Genomic DNA, 20,897 nt, shown 5'->3' with positions numbered 1-20,897 from the left:
CCCATTTTGACCGTGATCCGATATTTCCCAGCTCAGCCAACTTCTCATACCCCACCGTACCTTTCTGTGGTGGTGCCATTTTTTAACGAACAAGCTGTTCTTGCAGCGTGTCATCAGCGCATTTTGTCTGTGCTCGACACACTCAACGCCCGCTGTGAAATCATCTATGTGGACGATGGCAGTAAGGACGACAGTGCAAACATTGCCAGTGCACTTGATGCCGCGCACCATGATGTCACCCTGATTCGGCTCAGCCGGAACTTTGGTAAAGAAGCGGCAATGTCTGCGGGGTTAAAAGCCACCCGAGGCAATGCTGTCATATTGTTGGATGCCGACCTTCAAGACCCGCCAGAGCTTATCCCCGAGATGATTGAAGCTTGGCAATCAGGCTACGACGTTGTGGATATGCAGCGTAAAGCTCGCTTAGGCGAAAGTGCATTCAAGCGATTCACCGCGCGTATGTTCTATGCCCTGTTGAACCGACTGAGTGACGTGCCTATTCCTGAAAACGTTGGGGATTTCCGGTTGTTAGATAGGCGCGTTGTGGACACCATCAACGCCCTGCCCGAGCGCACGCGTTTTATGAAAGGCTTGTTTGCGTGGCCTGGTTTTCAACGTACGGTGCTTCAATTTGACCGCGATGCTCGCTTCGCGGGCACCACCAAATGGAATACCGCGCAGCTGTTTAATCTCGCCGCGGAAGGCATTACCTCTTTCAGCACCAAGCCGCTTCGACTCGCCACTTATGCGGGACTAATCACGGGGATCAGTGCCCTTTGCATCGCCGTGGTCGTCGTACTCAAAACCCTCATATGGGGCGATCTTGTTGCTGGTTATCCCAGCCTGATGCTCACCGTACTGACACTCGGCAGCGTCCAGTTGCTTTCCATTGGCTTGCTAGGTGAATACCTCGGCCGTTTGTTTATTGAAGCCAAACAACGCCCACTCTTTTTGGTGGATTCCCAATTCACCAAGGCAGCAGCAACGTCATCTTTTAACGCCTCAACGGTCACACCTGCATCGGCTTCAAACACTGCCAAAGCATCCACTTCCGCTGTTTCTGAGATCCCTACACCATGAACCGTTTAAGACACTTCGTTTCACGCCTATCGTTGACCCAACTCGCCCTTAGCACGCTGATCATTTCATTAGGTATTCGCCTTATCACTTTGCCGATGTACTCCCTCATGGACACGACAGAAGCACGGTATGGCGAAATGGCGCGCATCATGTTCGAAACCCAAAACTGGATCACCCCCATGTTCGACTACGATGTGCCCTTCTGGGGAAAACCGCCCTTATTTGCATGGCTAAGTGCGGGAGGAATCGGTTTGTTTGGCAATAATGAGTTTGCCGTTCGGGTACCGCATCTTTTTGTGGGCATGCTTATCTTGACGATCACCTATCAGTTTTGTGTTCGCGCTGGGAAGTCCGTGCAAGAAGCGATGCTGTCAGTCGCGGTTTTGGCGACAAGCACTGCGTTCATTGTCATTTCTGGCGCCGTCATGACCGACACTGCATTAGCGCTCGGCATCACCCTCAGCATGGCGAGTTTCTGGCTCGCGTTTCAGCACCATTCCAAAATGGCGGGCTACCTGTTTTTCGTTGGCCTCGCGATTGGCATACTCGCCAAAGGCCCTCTCACGCTGGTATTGATTGGTATCAGCCTCTGTTGTTGGATAGTGCTCGATGGTCGCTGGCGACGAGTGTTGCACGCGCTCCCTTGGGTGAGCGGCACTATGCTGATGTTGGCTATTTCACTACCTTGGTACATGCTGGCTGAATTCAAAACCCCGGGATTTTTGAATTACTTCTTGGTGGGTGAGCACTTCATGCGCTTTGTGGTTTCTGGCTGGGAAGGCGATTTGTATGGCACCGCGCACAACGAACCGCGCGGCACAATTTGGTTGTATGCCGCCATTGCAGCACTGCCGTGGACGCCTTTGTTCTTCTGGCAACTGGTCAAACGCTTTCTACAAGGAAAAGAGAGTGTCACGAATGCGTATGCGCAGTACCTGTGGTGTTGGATGCTGTCGCCGTTGGTGCTGTTCACCTTCGCGGGGAATATTCTCGCCAGCTACGTTTTACCCGGGCTGCCTGCTTTTGCATTGCTGATTGCTTTGTATCAGTCAGAAAACCCGCTCAACACTCGCGCGTATTTAACCGGTTTAACCACGCCCGTGCTGATCTTATTTGCTGCGCTCGCCTTAAATTTCAACCTTGCTGGGAAAACGGCGGAGAACGCGTTGCTGACGCTTTGGGAGAAACAACCGGAAGCTCGCTTCGTCGATCTTTACTATGTTGGGAGTCGCCCGTTTTCGGCGCAATATTATTCGAATGGAAAAGCGAAACGCGTGTCGACGGATCTGCAAAGCACTATCACTGACCTCGAACAGCCCGCATTCATTGTTCACGCCCACGCGCACTCAGACGACAGCACTGATATGTCGTTAGCGCAATGCCAGCAGAGGGCGGAAAGTAGAAAGCGTGTTCTTTTGTATTGCGTGCCGAACAACGGATAGCGGCATTGCGGCATTGCGGCATTGCGGTATGAGTAAACGCTAACAATGCGGAAAGGTCTGGAAATCAAGATGACGAGTTGCGACGATTATGGCTCGCAGTCAGAAATATCGACGTCAAAGTCAGAGATTTTTGCGCCTTCCGCATCGAAATAGAAGTAGCGAAAGACCACGTCATTCTCAAGTAATACCGCGGTAGGACGGACACTGCAGCTGTTTTTTGCCACAATTTTGGGCACGACATGATTGAATTGTTCGAGGTTAATGTCTTCGACCAAATCATCCAAAATGGTGTGATAGAAACGCAATGTGCGGCGATCATTCTCGACCAAATCTAATCGCGTCACATCATCCACCATCACCGGCACATCGCTGTTAATTCGACGTGCCGTGGCTTCAACCAAAATGGGCGTGTATTCATAGAGATCATCTTTGCGAACAAGGCCATTTGAAAGCATGCATACATCCATCGCTTCTGCCCGTTCTTGGGGCGTAGCATCAATGTTTTCTCGCTCAACCTTAGCGGATATAGCATTTTCACAGTGCAGATTGACTTCGCGCGCACCCTCGGCCGTGACGGAAATACCATTGATCGTTACCCACGCGTCTTGCTGAGGTGAAACACAGCCCACAAGCAACACCGCGCTCAAACCCAACAACAGGGATTGCTTGATGCGTTTTTTCTGCATTGCTTGTTTGCGTGTTGCTTGTCTCTGCATGTTATTGGCACTCATCTTTGCTGCGTGATCTCCATGTCAACCATGGCGGTGAAATGCGCCAAGGTCAATTCATGTCTCCCGTTTTTAAGACGACAGTGCGGTAATTCATTGCGCGCACAAAAAAGCCCGCGAGCACGGGCTTCTTAGAACAAGGCGCTCAGTAAACACGAAGGTTTAATGATTGCGCTTTTATGTTCGCTATTAGATGTTCTTTTTCGGTTTCAGAGAATCCCAAGGGTTACTCGAACGGCCTGACTCTGAACGCTGACGCGGTGCAGGTTTGTTCGTGCGCTCATCAGAGCGACGACGATCTTGATTGCTTGAACGTCCACTTGGTTTTGCACCTGAGCGCGGGCTGCGTTGCGATTTCGCATCGCGTTTTTCAGCACCGTCGCCTTTTTGCTTGCTCTTTGGCACGTAATTCAAAATAGAAATCGGCACAGGTTTACGCGGTGCAAACCCTTCAATTTCACGACGCTCGATCAAATGCCCAAGACGGCTTTCGATCATGCAAAGGTTTTTGAAATCATCCTTCGACAAGAAGGTGATCGCTTCACCTTTCGCACCTGCACGGCCAGTACGGCCAATGCGGTGAATGTAATCATCTGCTGGGAACGGCAAGTCGTAGTTCACGACACGCGTCAGTTCTTCAATGTCGATACCACGCGATGCAACGCCGGTCGCAACCAAGAATTTCAAGTCGCCCGCTTTAAAATCTTCCAGCAATTGCTCACGCACCGCTTGGCTACGGCCACTGTGGAATGATTCGGCTTGAATGCCACGCTTGCCAAGCTGTTCAACCAATTTGGCTGCACCGTGCTTGGTTTCGAGGAAAATCAACGCCTGATCCCACGCTTGTTCGGTGATCAAGTGGCTTAGCAGCGCGGATTTTTTGTCTTTATCAACCGTCGTCAACCATTGCTCAATCTCCGGCTTGCTTTGCGAGTTAGCCGTAGAAATTTCAATCGGGTTAGGGACTGCCGTTTTTGCTAGGAAACGGATCTTGTCAGACAAGGTCGCTGAGAACAGCAGGTTTTGGCGATCATAAGGCAAACGCTCAATGATCTTATTGATGTCTTCAATGAAGCCCATGTCGAGCATGCGGTCGGCTTCATCCAACACCAAGATTTCGATTTCATCGAAGTGAACCGCGCGCTGAGAGTACATATCCAGCAAACGCCCTGGCGTCGCGACCAGAATATCCACGCCTTCGATCAAGCGTTGTTTTTGCGCCGCGATTTCTTTGCCGCCGTACATAGCAAGCGTCGTCAGCGAAAGGTTCTTCGCGTATTGCTCTGCATTCTTCTCAACCTGTGCCACCAGCTCACGCGTAGGCGCAAGGATCAGCGCACGCACACGCTTTTTGCGCTGGGTCTCGCCACGGCTCAACATTTCCAGAATCGGCAGCACAAAGCTGGCGGTTTTACCTGTACCGGTTTGCGCAGCAGCCAATAGGTTTTCACCTTTCAAGATCGCAGGAATTGCTTTTTCTTGAATCGGCGTTGGGGATTCGTACCCAAGTTCAGTGACGGCTGAAACAATCGGCAGGCTTAAGCCCAGCTTAGAGAATGGCATGAGAAATCTCGGCTAAATGGAAAAACAACAAGTATGGCAGATATCACCTGCCACAAAGGGCGCGCATTCTAGCATGGGGCGTTAAAAAAACAGAGCAATGTCTTCTCCGCCTAAATGCGCGAAGAATAAGCAACAACGTAGAGCACGCCTTTCGGCCTTCACGTTTTCTGATAACACCCAGTTCATGTGGCATTAAGACGCTAGAATTCAACGGCAATTGGCGCATACTATGACGCAAATTTCAACGGTTTGCGGACCTTACTAGGCGACGCATTGCTTTCCAAATAATCCATTGTTGGCCGACATGATCCTAAACAACACCCCAGCCCTTACGCCTGAGCGTGAATCCACGTTTCTTGCCTTTATCGAACAAGAAATGACGCAAGATCTCGCGCATGATCTTCAACATGTTCTGCGTGTGGTAAAAACCGCCAAGCAGTTGTGCAAAGAAGAAGGCGGAATACCTGAAATCGTGATTCCCGCCGCCTACTTGCATGATTGTTTTTCCTTTGGAAAAGGCCACCCTAAACGCCGCCAAAGCTCGCTTTATGCCGCTGACAAAGCGCAAGCCTTTCTGGAAGATACGGGTTATCCAAAACAGTATCTGGCAGGTATTCATCATGCGATTGTGGCGCACAGTTTTAGTGCCAATGTGGAAACAGACACGCTCGAAGCGAAAATTGTTCAAGACGCTGACCGTTTAGATGCCCTTGGTGCCGTTGGCGTTGCTCGCTGCTTACAAGTGAGCGTGACGCTTAATCGCCCTTTCTATTCGCCGGATGACCCTTTCTGCGAAACGCGAGAGCCAGATGATGGTGAGTTCACCTTGGATCATTTCTATACCAAGCTGTTGAAACTCGAAAACACCATGAAAACCGCCGCAGCGCAAAAAGAAGCCAAACGTCGCACCGTGTTCATGCAATCGTATTTGGCACAGCTTGCAGAAGAAATCGGATAAACAGGCGTTTATGAAAGAAGGGATAACCGGAAAGAAGCAGGGGAGCCAAGCTCCCCTATCTTAATGAATTAGTTTGTTTCCATTGCATCGGCAATGGCAGGTATAAGCATCATCAACTGCGCATGAATAGCTGGCCCTGCAACGTTAATGTCCTTCACGAGATTGTCGTAGACATGGTAGTCAAACAGCCCATCAACAGAAGATAGCTCTTGATAGCCAAAGAACTCTTTCGTTCGGCCGTCATAAACCGCAATGCCTACGCTCGCAATTCTTGCATACGCATTAAGCGCGGACTGCGCATTGAACAACACGATAGGACTGACTTGAATCAGGATATCAGTGTCCACAGCGGGCAAAGCATCAGGATATTGCTGCTGGAACGATGCCCCCTTTTTATTGGGTGCATCCCATCTAAAGTAAGGGGTATGGGATAGCTGATCACTCGCAAGATACACTTCAATGCCTTTCCCCTCTAAGGCCTTGGTTAATCCAGTAAGAAAATCATGACGAATATTTAAGTTGGGGTTCTTCTCTTCAAAGATTTCATTGAAGTTAGCCGCGTTCTCATTCGCGCTTTCTCCCATCGCATTGATCAACCCAGCGGTTGCACCTGCCGCCGCCCCAGACAGCCCTGCGCTCACCACCGTTGTATCCGGCGTGTTCATGATTTGTGTTTCAACGACCGCTTTACCTATTTCCATGTTCGCTTGTTCAATGGCGACAGTTTTTCGCGCTTTTTCTACATCATAAAATGCAGCCAAATCATCGGAGAAATGCACAATGCCATACGTATTGGGAAGTTGTCCGACTAACGCATGTACACGAACCTCTGGAATATCAACAATCGTAACGCTTTTAACATTCTTAATTTTTGACGTGTCGATAACAGGCGGTGTCGCACAACCTGCTAACGATATTAATCCGAGAGAAATGATGGTTTTCTTGATCACATTGCACACACTAAACATAAAGCCTCCTTGCGTTAATTAGCGGAGGCTATTGTTTACTAGATTATTATTATCCTCAATCCGGCCATCGTATTTATGCGAACCAAAAATAAAACTTATTGCACCATCAATTTTTGAATCAGTGATTCACATTCAAGCTGGGTTAAATAACGGGGAACAGGGTAATTCCAGTTCGCCTCTTTGATGGCCAACTCTGCGATAGTGGACACGTCGTGGTTTTTGATGGCTTCTAAGGTTTTCGGTAGCGCCATTTCTTCTTGCAACATCACCACATAATCAATAAACGCCTGCGCATTGGTCATGTCGTCCCACTCCTCATCGCCCACCCCCACCATCTTTGCAAGGTCACCCATTCGGCGGGCTGCGTTTGGCAATGAAAATGCCAGAACATGAGGAAGCGCCAGCGCGTTTCCGACGCCATGTGGCGTGCCATATTTCGCACCGAGGTTGTGCGCAATGGCGTGAGCGTAACCCAAGCTCGCTTTGGTAAACGCAAGGCCAGCATAGTAAGACGCGAACGCCATGTTCTGCCTGACTTTAAGAGAACGTCCGTCCTTGTAAGCGGCGATAAGGTTGCGACTTAGCAGGGTCATGGCGGCGTTCACGTAACCATCGGTTTCTGGTGTGGCATTCAACGAAAGGTACGCTTCCACGGCATGCGTGAGCGCGTCCATGCCCGTTGCAGCCGTAATGTGCGGAGGAAGTTCCGTCATCAATACGGGATCGAGTGCTGCCATAATGGGCACAAGTTTCGGGTCCATTAACGGTGTTTTTTGGTGCGTATTGGGATCGGAAACCACGGCAGCGACTGTCACCTCAGAACCTGTACCCGCGGTAGTTGGCACTGCAAACAGTGGCGCGGGCGTTCGCCATACCTTCAGCAAACCCGCTAAACGTTTGATTGATTTTTTATTGGTTACTCGCGCGGCGATCACTTTCGCGCAGTCAATGGGGGAGCCGCCACCAATGGCGAGAATGCCGTTACACTGCTCTGCGTGATAAAGCGCCAACCCCTCTTCAACTTGCGGGTAAGTGGGGTCAGGCGTGACATCAGAGAAACGCACAACGTCCACGCCGTTTGCGATGAGGTGCGCTTCGATATTGCCCACAAGGCCAATGTCCACCAGCGCTTTATCTGTCACGATCAGCAACTTGCCAATGTGCATTAACCCAATCGCTTCGCACAGTTGCTCGCTGCTATTTGCGCCAGAAAAAAGCGTTGGCCGAGGAATCGGAATCACTCGCGCCGCGATTTTCAGGGCTTTCATGTACGTCTTGTAGACAAATAGCGCTGCGTTGCCAGACATGCGGTTCACTCCTTAAAACAGTCGCTTAAGATTAGGCAAGACTCATTGAAGCAGCTATTTGGACACACGAAAAGGGCGCGTTTTGTCACGGTTCAGCCACTTCAATCGCACAGTGTTCCACGTGATTTGGTATGAAAATTCAACAATGTTACGGTATTCGCTCGGCATATACCCAAACAACTTGAAGATGCTCAATATCAGAGGCCATCAGAGTGTTCAATTCAAGGCAAATTCTTGTAGGAATAGTCATTCTATTTCACAGGGATTTAACGATGAAGTGGACGCTCTGAGGGCCTCCCTTCGGGCGAGTTTACTGACGCCATGCTCGGTGTTGCCCCTTTTTGATGGAGCGCACTACATCGGCAAAGGGACGCCTTGATCATAACGTCAGTAAAGCTCGCTGAATCCGGCATCTTCAAGTTGTTTGGGTATATAGCGGCAACATAAAGGACGAAACATGGGACAAATAACCAAATCACTGAGTGAAAAACACATCGCGTTTATTGGCGAGCAGAAAATGTACTTTGTCGGCACAGCGGCTGAGAGCGGGAAAGTTAACCTGTCTCCCAAGGGCGGTGATTCACTGCGCGTTATCGACAACAAGACCATTGCTTGGCTCAACCAAACAGGTAGCGGCAATGAATCTGCAGCACATGTGCTTCGCGACCCACGAATGACCATTATGTTTTGTGCATTTGAAGGCGCGCCATTGATCCTTCGCGCTTATGGTCAAGCCCGTGCATTGCATAGAAACGATCCTGAGTGGGAAATTTTCTCGGCCCTGTTTCCCGTCAATTTTGCCTCACGTCAAATCTTCTTATTGGATATCGATCTTGTGCAAAGCTCGTGTGGTATGTCTGTGCCGTATTACAGCTACCAGGGAGATCGTGACGATTTGGACAAGTGGTCAGATCGTCAAGGTGAAGCCGGTATTGAACGCTATTGGCTCAAGAAAAACCAAACCAGCTTAGATGGATTTGAATCTGACATCGCCAAACGCACAGGGCTTGGGGAAGAATAAGCATGAAAATGGGCAGTGTTGACATGTTCAAAAATGCCGCAAATACTGATGCTATTATTTCGTAAAATAGACATCTATGGACAGAATAACCGCTGCAAAGGTCTTCGTGGACGTGGCCTACTCAGGGAGCTTTACGGCGACCGCCGATCGTTTGGACATGTCCCGCCCCATGGTGACTCGCTATATCGAAGCAATGGAAAACTGGCTGCAAACACGCCTTTTGAATCGCACCACGCGCAAAGTGTCTCTGACATCTGCAGGAGAAACGTGCCTTGCCGATGTCGAACGCCTTCTCGAAAAAGCGGATGAACTCACCTTACTCACCACGGCAAATGATGAACTGACGGGCACAATACGGCTCGCGACGAGCATGTCTTTTGGTTATGCACAACTGGTGCCCGCGTTGAAAGGGTTTATGTCAGCCCATCCGAGCGTGGTGATAGATGTGGATTTGGAAGATTCGACCACGGATCTGACACGAGAACGCATCGACCTTGCTTTGCGCATAGCCTCCGATCCTGACCCGTCACTCATTGGTAAGCCAATTGCACCGTGCGAATCAATACTGGTGGCTTCTCCGGGGTACATCAACAGCGCATCAAGGATAGAACACCCACGCGATCTCGAGACGCATGAATGCTTGGGATACAAAAACTTCGAACGCCACGTATGGCACCTTCACAAAGACGCTGACATTGAATCTATTGATATCAGCTGCCACCTCACCGCAAATGACGCGACATTATTAACGCAAGCCGCCATTGCCGATTTAGGCATCGCGATGCAACCTAAATACCTTGTTGCCAAACATTTGCAATCAGGGGAGCTTGTTGAGGTATTACCCAGCTGGAAGCCTAAAGACATGCAGATCTATGTGCTCTATTCCTCGCGAAAAAATATGCCACCTGCGGTGCGTGCGCTCATTGATCACCTTAGCGACTATTTCTCTGCTCAACATTGGTAATCGAAACATTCACCTTGGCACTCTGTCGCTGGTATTTTTAGATTATCAGGGTCTATACCCAAACAACCTGAAGATGCAGGATTCAGCGAGCTTTACTGACGTTATGATCAAGGCGTCCCTTTGCCGATATAGTGGGCTCCATCAAAAAGGGACAACACAAGGTGTGGCATCAGTAAACTCGCCCGAAGGGAGGCCCTCAGAGCGTCCACTTCATCGTTAAATCCCTGTGAAATAGAATGACTATTCCTACAAGAATTTGCCTTGAATTGAACACTCTGATGACCTATGACATCGAGCATCTTCAGATTGTTTGGGTTTATTTCCCCGTTTTTTAAACATCAAAAGTGTGAGCTTACTTCCCATTATGAAATCAAACGAATTATGCTGTTAATATAGACATAGCACTGTTAAGGTTATTGACCCCTTGTTTGAATTTGCGCACAAATAGCCTTTATTTCAATATTATATTCAACACCTTACTTAGATAAGCAATCTGTTTAATTTCACTAAAACAAAGACTTATTTTCCATTCTTTTGTATCGACACTTAAATTCAATCGCGAATAAACTTTTGAATGTGTCAAATAAGAGACAGTTTCTTATTGATGCACCTTGTACACTTTCTAATTAATGACTAAGTCGTGCTGCCTAAACCAGTTTTAGGAGATGTACAGCAACCGAACTCGCGTGCCATACCAAAAGGTGACACACCGCGAATCGTGAGCATCCAGCAGCATTAAACCAACGCTGACGGGCAAGATAAAATAATGAAATTAATACTATTAGTTGTAATGACGATGATATTCAGCGAACGAGCACGCGCAGACAATAGCTTACGCGTTGTGAGTGAGTTTTTACCCCCATTTCAAGTCTTTAATGATGCAGGCCAATTCAGTGGTCGCGCCGTTGATATGATGGAAGTCATACTCAAAGAAGCGAATATGGAAGAGTCAGAAATTGATGTTATGCCTTGGGCGCGCGCTTATAAAACGGCGACAAAAGAAAAGAATGTTGCCATTTTCTCCATCGCTTATTCCGAGAAGCGAAAAAACTTATTTCATTGGATTGGCCCCCTTTATGCGCTTGAACGTTCATCATTAATTGGTTTAAACCACCGTGAAGATTTAGCCATTACCTCTTTAGAAGATGCCAAACGATTTCGAGTCTGCTCTGAACTAGAAACCTATTCTTACCAGCAGCTACAAACACTCGGGTTCGAGCAAAATAAAAACCTCTTCTCTTTAAACAGCCTTCTAAACACATTCCGAACGCCGGATGGCAGTGTCGCTCGACCGGCGCTTCGCATTAGCTTGTTGAGAAACGGAAAGTGCGATTTCGTATTAGGCCCTTGGTCTACCTATGCATTTGACGACAGCATCGGCAAAGACCTGAAATCGTTCCTTTATTTAGGCGACCCTGAATCCCCTCTGGTACTTAACCTTGCCATTAACCCCAAATCAGACCCTAGTGTGATTAGCGCATTAGAGAATGCATACAACAGATTACGTAAAAGCGGCAAGCTCTATGACGTGTGCACGCAAGATGATCCTAAAAAACTGCACGTTGCTTCGTGTGAAGCCGCAGCACCATAGTGAAAAACAGAAGGTAATCCATGAGCAACTGGTTGTTTTCATCATCAAAAGCACCATTGATGCGCAGATTTGTCACCTCAGTGATATTACTGAGTTTTGTGGCAGGGATGATAATGAGCGTCATCATGGCCAATGTGCAATTGCAGAGCCTCTATGACGAAAAGTATCGTGAAGCCAACTCTCAGCTAGAGAACATTACTGACAGCGCCGCCTACGCCGCATTCAACTTGGATTCCACGCAGGCGTATTCGCTGCTCAAAGGTTTCGAGAAAGATTCTTTATTTTCAGAAGTTATCTTGCTCGATAACTATGGTGACGTCGTTGCTAAAGCATCAAAAACACCGTCTTCTTCGACGGAAAATTGGTTCGTTTCTTTTCTACCAAACTACGAAACATCAACGATAAACCATGCACTGACGTTTCCCGTCTTTCGCGACGGTAAGCACGTAGACTCCGACGTGGGCTCACTCGTGGGCAGCATCGACTATGTGCCCACTGCAGATGAGTTTCACCAACTGATCTGGACGATTTTCCTTTCTACATCAGTCGAAATTTTCATGACGGCAGTGTTCTTGTGTGTTTTCTTTCACCGCCAGATTGGTAAGCCACTGTCGAGCATTATTCAGCACATTGATGAAAACTCACACATTGATCGTACTAACCGAGCAAAACTGATCACCGTCGCCGGTCATGAAAAGGATGAATTTGGCCGACTCATTCAGGCCTACAACACCTCCATTGATCATGCTGCCAAGTACATGAACAAGCTAGAAAGAACCAAAGCGGAACTTAAAGCATTGTCTGAGAAAGACCCATTAACAGGGTTAGCTAATCGACGAGCATTGCTTTCAACGCTCAGTGCGCTGTGTGAACAAAACTCTCGCTTTGCTGTTGTCTCCTTGGACATTGATAACTTCGGTGGCATTAATGATGCGTACGGACATCAATTGGGGGATGAATTGCTCACCACACTCGCCGAGATTCTTCAAAGCACACTAAAAGACACCGCGATCATTAGTCGGCCGGGTGGCGATGAATTTATCATCGTGTTTAACAACTACACCACACCCGAGGCGTTGATCGAGCAACTTAACCCTGTGTTGAACGTGCCTTTGCATCGCGAAGACATCAACAACACGCAATGGATTACCACCTCCATTGGCGTCACTGTGTATCCGCAAGATGCACACACACCTCAACGTCTTCTTCACTGCACGGATATCGCGCTATATGTGGCGAAAGACGCCGGCAGAAAATGCATTCGCTTCTATGACGAAGATGCGGACCTAGAGCGTTCTCGCCGTGATGTGACAAGGAAGAAACTACAGAAAATCATTGAAAATGATGATTTCTATTTGGAGTACCAACCCAAAGTCAGCATGCACTCGGGTGAAGTCGTCGGTTGTGAAGCTTTATTGCGATTGAACAGTAACACCAAACAAGACGGCGCCCCTGTCGAAATCATTGAAGAAGCAGAAAAGAACGGGCTGATCGTTGCGCTTGGGCAAGCCATCCTACGTCGCGCCTTTTCCGACCTCAGTCATTATTTAGATGCACTACCTGAAAACTTTCGGATGAGTGTGAATGTGTCACCGAAGCAGTTGGTGTCAGATCAATTCATCAGCGACTTATTGACGTTTTCAGACGAGTTTAATGTTCCGTTGACGCGCATTGATATCGAAATTACAGAGTCTTGCCAAATTTGTGATACCGAGAAAAGCTACAAAGTGCGTCACTGGCTAAAGAATGCGGGGGTGACTGTAACCCTAGACGACTTTGGGACAGGCTTTGCTTCACTGGAGTATTTGCTGACCTACGGGTTTGACCAAATAAAGGTCGATCGTCATTTCACTCAAGCACTACCGCGTGATGAAGATGCAAAAGCCATTTTCAGTGTGGTTCAATACCTTGCCGATAAGCTCAATATGGGGATCATCGCAGAGGGTATTGAGAACATTGATCAACAATCTTATTTGCAACATCAAGGTTTTGATTATGTTCAGGGATATTTCTATTCTAAATCCCTACCTATTGAAGATTTAATGAGCTTTTTAGAAAACCGACACCTTATCTCTCCCGCTATAGAGGGTGTCGATCGTTAGTCACGCCTTCTTATGCATTGTCTAAAAACCACGACGAGATAAAAGAGCAGCCTCTGGCACTCTTTTATCTCTATTTAAACAACGCACTGCCATGCCACGCACGTGATAAAACTTTCTCTACACAGAAACGCTGACATCTAAAATGAGAGACTTGGTGATAATTCCCCTCTATTTTCAGTGGGATAAACGTCACTTTCCGCGTATTAATTGATAGGTGTCACAATAAAAATACACATATCCCCACAAGTCACCAGTGAAATTTCCCTAGAATAGGCACTCACTCATCGGCTAGGTCTCCACAATGACAACCAAAATAATATTAGACACAGACCCGGGGATTGATGATGCAATGGCGATCCTCTTTGCTGAAGCAAATCCAAACATTGAACTGTTGGCTCTCACCACCATCTTTGGCAATGCAGACATCGACACCGGAACACGCAACGCGCTTTATCTCAAAGAACGCTTTAATCTTCAGTGCGACGTTGTGAAAGGGACAGATAAACCGTTATATCGCGAACCAGTTGGTGCCAGTGTCGCCGTGCATGGCGAAAATGGCTTTGGTGGCATTGAAATTGATGCCCCAACGATCGCCGCGGATCCGCGCCCCGCGTTTCAATACATCATCGATACCGTAAAAGCATCGCCTGGCGACGTCACGCTCGTGGCTGTTGGTCCATTAACCAACCTTGCGCTTGCGTATAATCATGCCCCTGAAATCGCTGACCTCGTAAAAGAAGTCGTGATCATGGGTGGCGCATTTGGCACGCGCGAACACACAGGCAACGTCACACCGTTTGCCGAAGCCAACATTCACGATGACCCGCACTCCGCAGACATTGTGTTCACCGCACCTTGGCAAGTCACCATCGTGGGGTTGGATGTAACACATGAAGCCTTCTTCTCGTCAGATTACATCGACACACTGCGCGATACGTGCGGAGAAGTGGGACAGTTTATGTGGGACATCAGTCGCTTCTACTTAAACTTCTACAAAGAACGCATGGGGGTAGATGGCTGCTTTGTGCATGATCCATCAGCCATCGCCTATGTGATAGACCCTTCGCTGTTCACCCTTCGTAAAGGCCCGGTGCGCGTCGTCTGCGATGGCCCCGCTGTTGGCCATACGTTGCAAAAATACGCGGACACCAAACACAAAACCGATGAATGGAGTGACATGCCCGCGCAAAACGTTGCCATTCAGGTTAACGATCAAGCCTTGCTCGATCTCTACCTCGATTCTATGACCAGCTACGGCGCGGAATAAACACCCAAAGAGGCCGCATGATGCGGCCTCTTTTCGTCTGACGCGCATCCCCATCCCCATAAACCATTTTCTCCTCCTATCAAAAGGAGTGAGTAACGGCTATGCGTTGCTCTCTTCTTGCTCCATTCGCCACCCCACGTAGGGAAACTGCACCCAGAATGAGAAATAGAAGAAGGTGAGATACCAATACGGTATGACGAATTCGATTCCTAGCCCTTTGTAGACGGCAAGCAGCAAGTAGTCATAGATGAACAGTGGCACGGTGAGGTATAACGCGAGCCAACATGCGTTAACCAGGTGACGCCCATCATCCCAATATTTCTTGAGCGTGTAGCGGGTGACGGGAAAGTAGATGAAGGTCACCAAGGGAAGGATCACCAATTTGGACCATAGCGGCCATTGTTGATAATACTCAGGTAAGCCTATCAAGTAGAAACTCAACCACGTGACGAAACTGTAGATGAGTAATTGAAGGTGTTTTGCTTTGTTCATGGTGTGTGAGGTGATTAACCTTGTTCGACGTGATTTGTTGTCGATATGGTGCACGACAACGCAGATAGACAATCAACCAATAGTGAGAAACCAAGACAAAAATTGAACCGGTTTAATGTCTCTTCCTCCTAAGGCACTTTACGCTGTTGAGGTTCTTTCAATACGATAGCCTTCACACCCGTTAAATGCAGCGAAACGCTGTAGCTCGTCGTGCAAACTCGCGTTAAATGTTTCTGTTTTCTTGAGCTTTGCTTCAAGGGCAAGGTGCAACACCAACAAGGTTGACGACGCCTTATCGACTTTACAATCCATTCGCGCAACCAAGTCGCCATTCCACAATACGGGCAGCGAGAAGTAACCAAACTGGCGCTTGGCTTCCGGCACATAGCATTCGATCAGGTAGTCAAAGTCGAAAAAGAACTGGGCGCGTTTTCGTTGAATGAGCAGGTTATCGAACGGGGACAAGATCTTGGCTTTGCGTTTGACGAGGGATTTATCGAGTAAGGAAAGAGACTGAGGCAACGCGAAATACACCGCATCGCTTATCGCAACGTCAAGGATGTCTCCACTGGCAACCATATCTTTCAGCACCGACGTGATAAGCGGTTTGGTGTTCTTGAGCAAATAGCTCATTTCTATTGCATTCCCTAAGCCATTGGCTTCAAGAAAACGCGTGATCAAAAAGCGGGCGTATTCCTCGTCATCTGGCCGTGATGTGTCTATGCCTTCAGGTAACACACGTTCTGTAAGATCATACACTTTCTGGAAATTTCGACGTTCGGTGATCATTAAGTCACCTTGCATGAACAAGTTCTCTAGCGCGTGCTTTGATGGCTTTCTCCCCCACCCTTGTTTGGTTGTACGCTCCCCTTCAAAATCTTTTGCCAACAACGGGCCTTCACGTTCGATGCGCTTTAGGATCGCATCCATCATCGCTTGATCACGTTTGTACCAGTGGTTTTGTATGCCGCTTTTGAACGCATGTTTTCTCGGTAAGCTATAACGATAATCTCGCATGGGCAGGAAAGCAGCGGCATGTGACCAGTACTCAAAGACCTGTTTGTTTGCAACCAAGGTATCAAGGTGGGAAACGTCATAACGCGGGTTACGATTCCACAGGGTGTGGTGATGCGCGCGTTGCACCACGGAGATGGTATCAATTTGGATGTAACCCAATTGCTCAATCGCCGACAAGGTGGCTGACAAGGCACTGCCCCCTTGCTTGGTTTGGGGCAGCCATTGAGAATGGAGGATAAGTTTACGGGCTTGCGAGAGTGACAATGATTCCATGATGTCTATCGAGCGAACACTCGTCCTTGATGCAGCTTGCTGAGCCGCCACTCAGCAATTGGTAAGTTGTTTACGACGTGATTATCAATCTTGTTTTAGCGGTCGAATGAGGGTTTCTAACCCTTCAATTTTTAGCTCTAGTGCCAGTTCCATTAATGCGCCTAGCTCATTTTCAGGGAAGCCTTGCTTGCGAAACCACAGCAAATACTCTTCGGGCAAATCAATGATCACGCGCCCCGCGTATTTACCAAACGGCATTTTCATGCGTGCCAGTTTCAGCATCTTTTCTTTGTCTAACATGGGATTTTCTTCGTAACGTAGAAAGCGAGCAGTGTATCACCTTGTGCTTTTTCACTCATTAGGCGAACGCGAGTAAATGCCGCCATCGCCTCTCGTTGTCGGTAATAATTTACCTTGATCATCTTTCCGATATTTCTTCCGCCCGGCGATTCTTGATCCACTGCCGTCAACGCCCGACTCTTATTTCCAACACGTTCGATCACCTTGTAACACAACGAAGCAATGTTGGAATCCAGCGCCAGTTTCGCCCATTTTCCAAGGCAAGTGCTTTACCGTAGGAGGGTGTTTTCATTCCCCTACTGGAGATTTTGATGGCAGCTCAAGGATTCAATACCGACTTTCTCGCGCATCCTGTTCAATTACCTCGCCTTGGCGAAGAACTACGAGAAATTGCTTGGGATGATGGCGATCCGCTCCACTATGAGCATTTTTCATTGGTGATGAACCGCGAAACCAAAACCGCGTTCTACACCGCCCATAACGTTGACCGTAACGGCTTGATGCAGATCCGTCGTAGCCGTTGGAAAATCGACCCACGCGTAGACATTGCTTATCAAGCAGGGGCAAGCGTATACAAGAACAATGATTGGGACCGTGGCCACATGGTTCGCCGCGCAGCGATCACTTGGGGCACACGTGCCGAAGCTAGCCAAGCGAACCGCGACTCGTTTTTTTATACCAATGCGAACCTGCAGCATGCCAAGTTCAATCAAGATGAGTGGCTAGAGCTTGAAAACTGGCTGCTTGAAGACCCGGAACTCGGCGACAAATTGTCGGTGTTTACCGGCCCTATCAACACCATCAACGATCAGCCCTATCGCGGTACTTATATTCCTTCTGCGTTTTGGAAGGTGATTGTGTTCACCAAAAATGGGGAATTGCAGTGCCGAGCGTTTTTGATGAAACAAAGCGAATTTTGGGATGATCAGAACGGCAAGCATGCCCTGAACCTCGAGAACTATCAGGTTTCATTAACGCAGATCAGCGAACTGACTGACCTGTATTTTGAGCAAGCGCTGTACGAAGCAAACCCGATGTTCTATTCCCCAAATAACTACACCGACGCTAATGACATTCAAACACCAGAAATGCAGCCAATTGAGTCTCCAACAGACATCATTGAGACGCGTGGCGACTACTTCGACATCGTGCAAGATCTCTGGGATGGTGACGAAACGGGCTTTTCCGTCACGCGCATGAAAGATGGCCGCTGGGTCAATGAACACGCAGATATCAAGTTACGCGAGCAAGGCAATCGTAAGCCAAAACATCGTGATTTTGCGCTGTTTTCGTTATTTGAAGACGTGAATACCGACAAGCTCGCGACGCTACCGACCTACCAATCACTCAAGGCGCTGATCGACAATTACAATCTGGTGCAGAGCAAAAAAGAGGGCTACACCGCAGAAGAACTGCAGGAGATCGACACCTTCTTAGATGCGTGCTTTGCGCGTAATCAAGCCGACCAACCGTCACTGATGGAGCAGGTTTATCAGTATGCCATCGCAGACACGGCAAAAGGCGGCTTGGGTTACGACACAAATAAACAAACAGATTTGCCGTTCAGTAGTGATACCTTTGGTGCCAATCAGTGTGTTGATTTCACGAGCCTAGAAACATTCAAAGCCTCAGTGAAAAACATGTGGTTTGGGCTTTACACCAACTACTACAGTTCCCCCACTCACGATTGCTCGGGCTTTGAACATGTGTTCCTCGGCGAATTTAAGAAGCAAGGCGCGCAGTACCAAGTGGGCGGCTATCACTGTTGGGTGAAATTCTATTGGGATGAGCAAAACGGCATTGATGGCAAAACGGATTTGAACTACCTCGGTTCGTTTTACGACGGCCCAGAAGGCCAATTGAATACCGATGTCGCTACCCTGTCGATGCGTTGGCGCGTAGGCAACAAAACGGCACACAAATCGAAAGGTGGGTTCTTCGTCGGCATCAGCCCTGAATGCCTGCTCGCCATTGGGACGCTCGCGACCATTGAGAGTTACAAGAATGATGTCGACCCTCTTTCGTTTTTCAATGGCGAAGCAAAACGCCGTGTCGCGATCAATGGTTGGCGCTACGATTTGGTGGTTTACCGAGAAACCGCGCAAGATAAATCACGCGGTATGCACATCCGTTCGTTCTTCCCCGTATTGAAAAACCGAGATGACAGCAAACCGCTTCTCGACCCGCACTCTAATCCTGATGTGGTGTTATTTGAGGAAGGCGACGTCGCCATTTCATCTGCATTGCCGAACCCCGTTGGTGCGGGTGATCGGAATGAATGGGTTGCCATTCGAAATGATAGCCCCGGTTTACTTGATGTCACAGGCTGGCAGGTCAAAACCAAATCCGGCACGACAACCTTGCGTCAGCGTTTGGTGCTGTCGCTAGGGCGAGAACATAAAGTGATTGTTCGCGCGGGCGGTGGTGGCGCGGCACTTTCCAACAAAGGCACATGGATTGAATTGCATGATGCCCAGGGCAATGTTGTGTCAAAAGTGGAATACAAAGCCCTTAGTAGAAGCGCTGAAGGCCAAGTGCTGACATTTAGTTAACGTTTCGACACGCCAATCAAAACGTTGAAGGGCAGTAAACACGCTATGTCGTTTGCTGCCTTTATTTTTATTGGCTCAATCCCACGCACAGGCCTCACAACCAAACAGCTTCCCATACATCCAGCAACCAAGACAGAAGCCTAGTACAGCCTCAAGCCATGTCAGCACAAAACACATGCCCAATACCGCCAGCATCCAACTGTCTGGGGTATCCAGTAATCGAAAACCTAAGCAACTAGCCCCCATGATCGCGCCTAAGGTCCATGCAAAACGTTTCGGTTTGATTGGTCTCCAAACAGGCTTAGATTTCATAGTCAGTGCTGTGCCTAACACCCCACTCGGGCTCAAAGGTGTTAACCCGAAAAGCACAGCCATTAACATATCAAAGATAACGTAAGGAGCGACATAGAGAACGGGGTCTAACTCCGGATGCATGATCAAGAGAAATATCGTGATACCAGATAAAACATTCAGCAACCCGGCTCTGGCTCTCGCCGCCGTCTCATCTAACCGTAAGTCACTTTCTCCCGGAATACACTGCCCAACAGCAAGAATAGGTTGGGTAAGAAATGTATGGTATTGCTTGAAGTCTTCAATGTTCATCACGATTCCATTCAGGGATTGCATGTAGATTAGCTTTTCCTAATTATAAGACAATGCAGAAAAACCTATCTGCTCATTTCGGCCAATTCTTGCTCAGTGAGCAATTTTTCGCCCAGCAACTAAGCAACTCCTTGCTCTTCATTCCTTTAATGTAACCTAACCCTATGTTTTTATTGACCTCCATAGCTGGCACACCCCTTGCGTTATCTCCTACGTTGTAATCAAAACTAACGTCTATATCGACCTTGTTGGTCGGTATCCACTGCATAAGGACATCGCAATGCCAACTCCTTGTTATATCGCCATCGAAGGCAAAACTCAGGGCAACATCACTGCTGGCGCGTTCACTGCTGATTCTGTCGGTAACATCTACGTGGAAGGCCACGAAGACCAAATGCTGGTTCAAGCCTTTGACCACATCGTGACGGTTCCGACTGACCCACAAAGCGGCCAACCTTCTGGCCAACGTGTTCACAAGCCATTCAAGTTCACCGTGGCACTGAACAAAGCCGTGCCACTGATGTACAACTCGCTAGCGTCTGGTGAGATGCTGCCGAAGATTGAACTCAAGTGGTACCGCACCTCGGTGGAAGGTAAGCAAGAGCACTTCTTMTCTACCATTCTGACCGACGGCACCATCATCGATATCGATTGCCAAATGCCTCATTG

General features: G+C 48.4%; 19 protein-coding genes. 10 read left to right on the top strand and 9 right to left on the bottom strand.

Going from position 1 to position 20,897, the window contains the following annotated elements; genetic code table 11:
* The first annotated feature begins 6 nt into the window (after positions 1-6).
* Both EQP46_RS09555 and EQP46_RS09550 read left to right on the top strand, forming a co-directional pair.
* A complete protein-coding gene (locus EQP46_RS09555; RefSeq protein WP_129493432.1) occupies positions 7-1,080 on the top strand; it encodes a glycosyltransferase family 2 protein in 1,074 nt (357 codons plus the stop codon).
* A complete protein-coding gene (locus tag EQP46_RS09550; protein WP_129493431.1) occupies positions 1,077-2,522 on the top strand; it encodes an ArnT family glycosyltransferase in 1,446 nt (481 codons plus the stop codon). Before EQP46_RS09555 ends, EQP46_RS09550 begins: the two co-directional genes overlap by 4 nt.
* A gap of 86 nt (positions 2,523-2,608) precedes the next feature.
* Here the strand turns inward: EQP46_RS09550 and EQP46_RS09545 are convergent, their stop codons facing one another.
* Together EQP46_RS09545 and EQP46_RS09540 are read right to left on the bottom strand one after the other, a co-directional pair.
* Positions 2,609-3,253 carry a hypothetical protein gene (locus EQP46_RS09545; RefSeq protein WP_240671696.1) on the bottom strand — a complete coding sequence of 215 codons (645 nt, stop codon included), beginning with the start codon at positions 3,251-3,253 and terminating at the stop codon, positions 2,609-2,611.
* A gap of 186 nt (positions 3,254-3,439) precedes the next feature.
* A complete protein-coding gene (locus EQP46_RS09540; RefSeq protein ID WP_129493430.1) occupies positions 3,440-4,813 on the bottom strand; it encodes a DEAD/DEAH box helicase in 1,374 nt (457 codons plus the stop codon).
* Positions 4,814-5,117: 304 nt separating this feature from the next.
* Between EQP46_RS09540 and EQP46_RS09535 the strand changes: the two genes are divergently transcribed.
* The gene (locus tag EQP46_RS09535; protein WP_129493429.1) at positions 5,118-5,771 is read left to right on the top strand and encodes an HD domain-containing protein; all 654 of its coding nucleotides are present in this window, start codon (positions 5,118-5,120) and stop codon (positions 5,769-5,771) included.
* A gap of 68 nt (positions 5,772-5,839) precedes the next feature.
* Here the strand turns inward: EQP46_RS09535 and EQP46_RS09530 are convergent, their stop codons facing one another.
* Positions 5,840-6,739: a hypothetical protein gene (locus EQP46_RS09530; protein ID WP_129493428.1), complete on the bottom strand. Its 900-nt coding sequence runs from the start codon at positions 6,737-6,739 to the stop codon at positions 5,840-5,842.
* 95 nt (positions 6,740-6,834) lie between these two features.
* A complete protein-coding gene (locus EQP46_RS09525) occupies positions 6,835-8,046 on the bottom strand; it encodes an iron-containing alcohol dehydrogenase (protein ID WP_129493427.1) in 1,212 nt (403 codons plus the stop codon).
* 457 nt (positions 8,047-8,503) lie between these two features.
* Here EQP46_RS09525 and EQP46_RS09520 point away from each other — a divergent pair, with 457 nt between their 5' ends.
* The 5 genes from EQP46_RS09520 to EQP46_RS09500 all read left to right on the top strand — a co-directional run bounded on the left by EQP46_RS09520 (position 8,504) and on the right by EQP46_RS09500 (position 14,991).
* Entirely contained in the window at positions 8,504-9,067 is a 564-nt protein-coding gene (locus EQP46_RS09520) for a pyridoxamine 5'-phosphate oxidase family protein (protein ID WP_129493426.1), read from the top strand.
* Between the two features lie 76 nt (positions 9,068-9,143).
* The gene (locus tag EQP46_RS09515) at positions 9,144-10,031 is read left to right on the top strand and encodes a LysR family transcriptional regulator (RefSeq protein ID WP_129493425.1); all 888 of its coding nucleotides are present in this window, start codon (positions 9,144-9,146) and stop codon (positions 10,029-10,031) included.
* 766 nt (positions 10,032-10,797) lie between these two features.
* A complete protein-coding gene (locus EQP46_RS09510) occupies positions 10,798-11,622 on the top strand; it encodes a substrate-binding periplasmic protein (protein WP_167482756.1) in 825 nt (274 codons plus the stop codon).
* A 113-nt stretch (positions 11,623-11,735) separates the two neighbouring features.
* Positions 11,736-13,724: a putative bifunctional diguanylate cyclase/phosphodiesterase gene (locus EQP46_RS09505; protein WP_240671695.1), complete on the top strand. Its 1,989-nt coding sequence runs from the start codon at positions 11,736-11,738 to the stop codon at positions 13,722-13,724.
* Positions 13,725-14,025: 301 nt separating this feature from the next.
* Positions 14,026-14,991 carry a nucleoside hydrolase gene (locus EQP46_RS09500; protein WP_129493423.1) on the top strand — a complete coding sequence of 322 codons (966 nt, stop codon included), beginning with the start codon at positions 14,026-14,028 and terminating at the stop codon, positions 14,989-14,991.
* Positions 14,992-15,090: 99 nt separating this feature from the next.
* Here EQP46_RS09500 and EQP46_RS09495 read toward each other — a convergent pair whose 3' ends face one another.
* From EQP46_RS09495 to EQP46_RS24105, 4 genes are all read right to left on the bottom strand, one after another.
* The gene (locus EQP46_RS09495; RefSeq protein ID WP_129493422.1) at positions 15,091-15,483 is read right to left on the bottom strand and encodes a hypothetical protein; all 393 of its coding nucleotides are present in this window, start codon (positions 15,481-15,483) and stop codon (positions 15,091-15,093) included.
* A 138-nt stretch (positions 15,484-15,621) separates the two neighbouring features.
* Positions 15,622-16,773: a winged helix-turn-helix domain-containing protein gene (locus EQP46_RS09490; protein ID WP_129493421.1), complete on the bottom strand. Its 1,152-nt coding sequence runs from the start codon at positions 16,771-16,773 to the stop codon at positions 15,622-15,624.
* A gap of 84 nt (positions 16,774-16,857) precedes the next feature.
* Complete coding sequence (locus EQP46_RS09485) at positions 16,858-17,073, bottom strand: DUF3820 family protein (protein ID WP_074928672.1); 216 nt, start codon at positions 17,071-17,073, stop codon at positions 16,858-16,860.
* The gene (locus tag EQP46_RS24105) at positions 17,067-17,243 is read right to left on the bottom strand and encodes a hypothetical protein (protein WP_161972856.1); all 177 of its coding nucleotides are present in this window, start codon (positions 17,241-17,243) and stop codon (positions 17,067-17,069) included. The genes EQP46_RS09485 and EQP46_RS24105 overlap by 7 nt, the downstream gene beginning before the upstream one ends.
* A gap of 141 nt (positions 17,244-17,384) precedes the next feature.
* On the opposite strand from EQP46_RS24105, the gene EQP46_RS09480 reads away from it, so the two are divergent.
* A complete protein-coding gene (locus EQP46_RS09480; RefSeq protein ID WP_129493420.1) occupies positions 17,385-19,625 on the top strand; it encodes a DNA/RNA non-specific endonuclease in 2,241 nt (746 codons plus the stop codon).
* 75 nt (positions 19,626-19,700) lie between these two features.
* Here the strand turns inward: EQP46_RS09480 and EQP46_RS09475 are convergent, their stop codons facing one another.
* Positions 19,701-20,228, bottom strand: coding sequence for a DUF4395 domain-containing protein (locus tag EQP46_RS09475; protein ID WP_129493419.1), 528 nt, complete (start codon positions 20,226-20,228; stop codon positions 19,701-19,703).
* 280 nt (positions 20,229-20,508) lie between these two features.
* Between EQP46_RS09475 and EQP46_RS09470 the strand changes: the two genes are divergently transcribed.
* The coding region (locus EQP46_RS09470; RefSeq protein WP_161972855.1) for an Hcp family type VI secretion system effector at positions 20,509-20,897 on the top strand (389 nt) is incomplete at its 3' end.

The organism is Enterovibrio baiacu (genome assembly GCF_004120195.1).
Classification (GTDB): Bacteria; Pseudomonadota; Gammaproteobacteria; order Enterobacterales; family Vibrionaceae; genus Enterovibrio; species Enterovibrio baiacui.
This window is presented reverse-complemented; position numbering and strand designations above follow the sequence as displayed.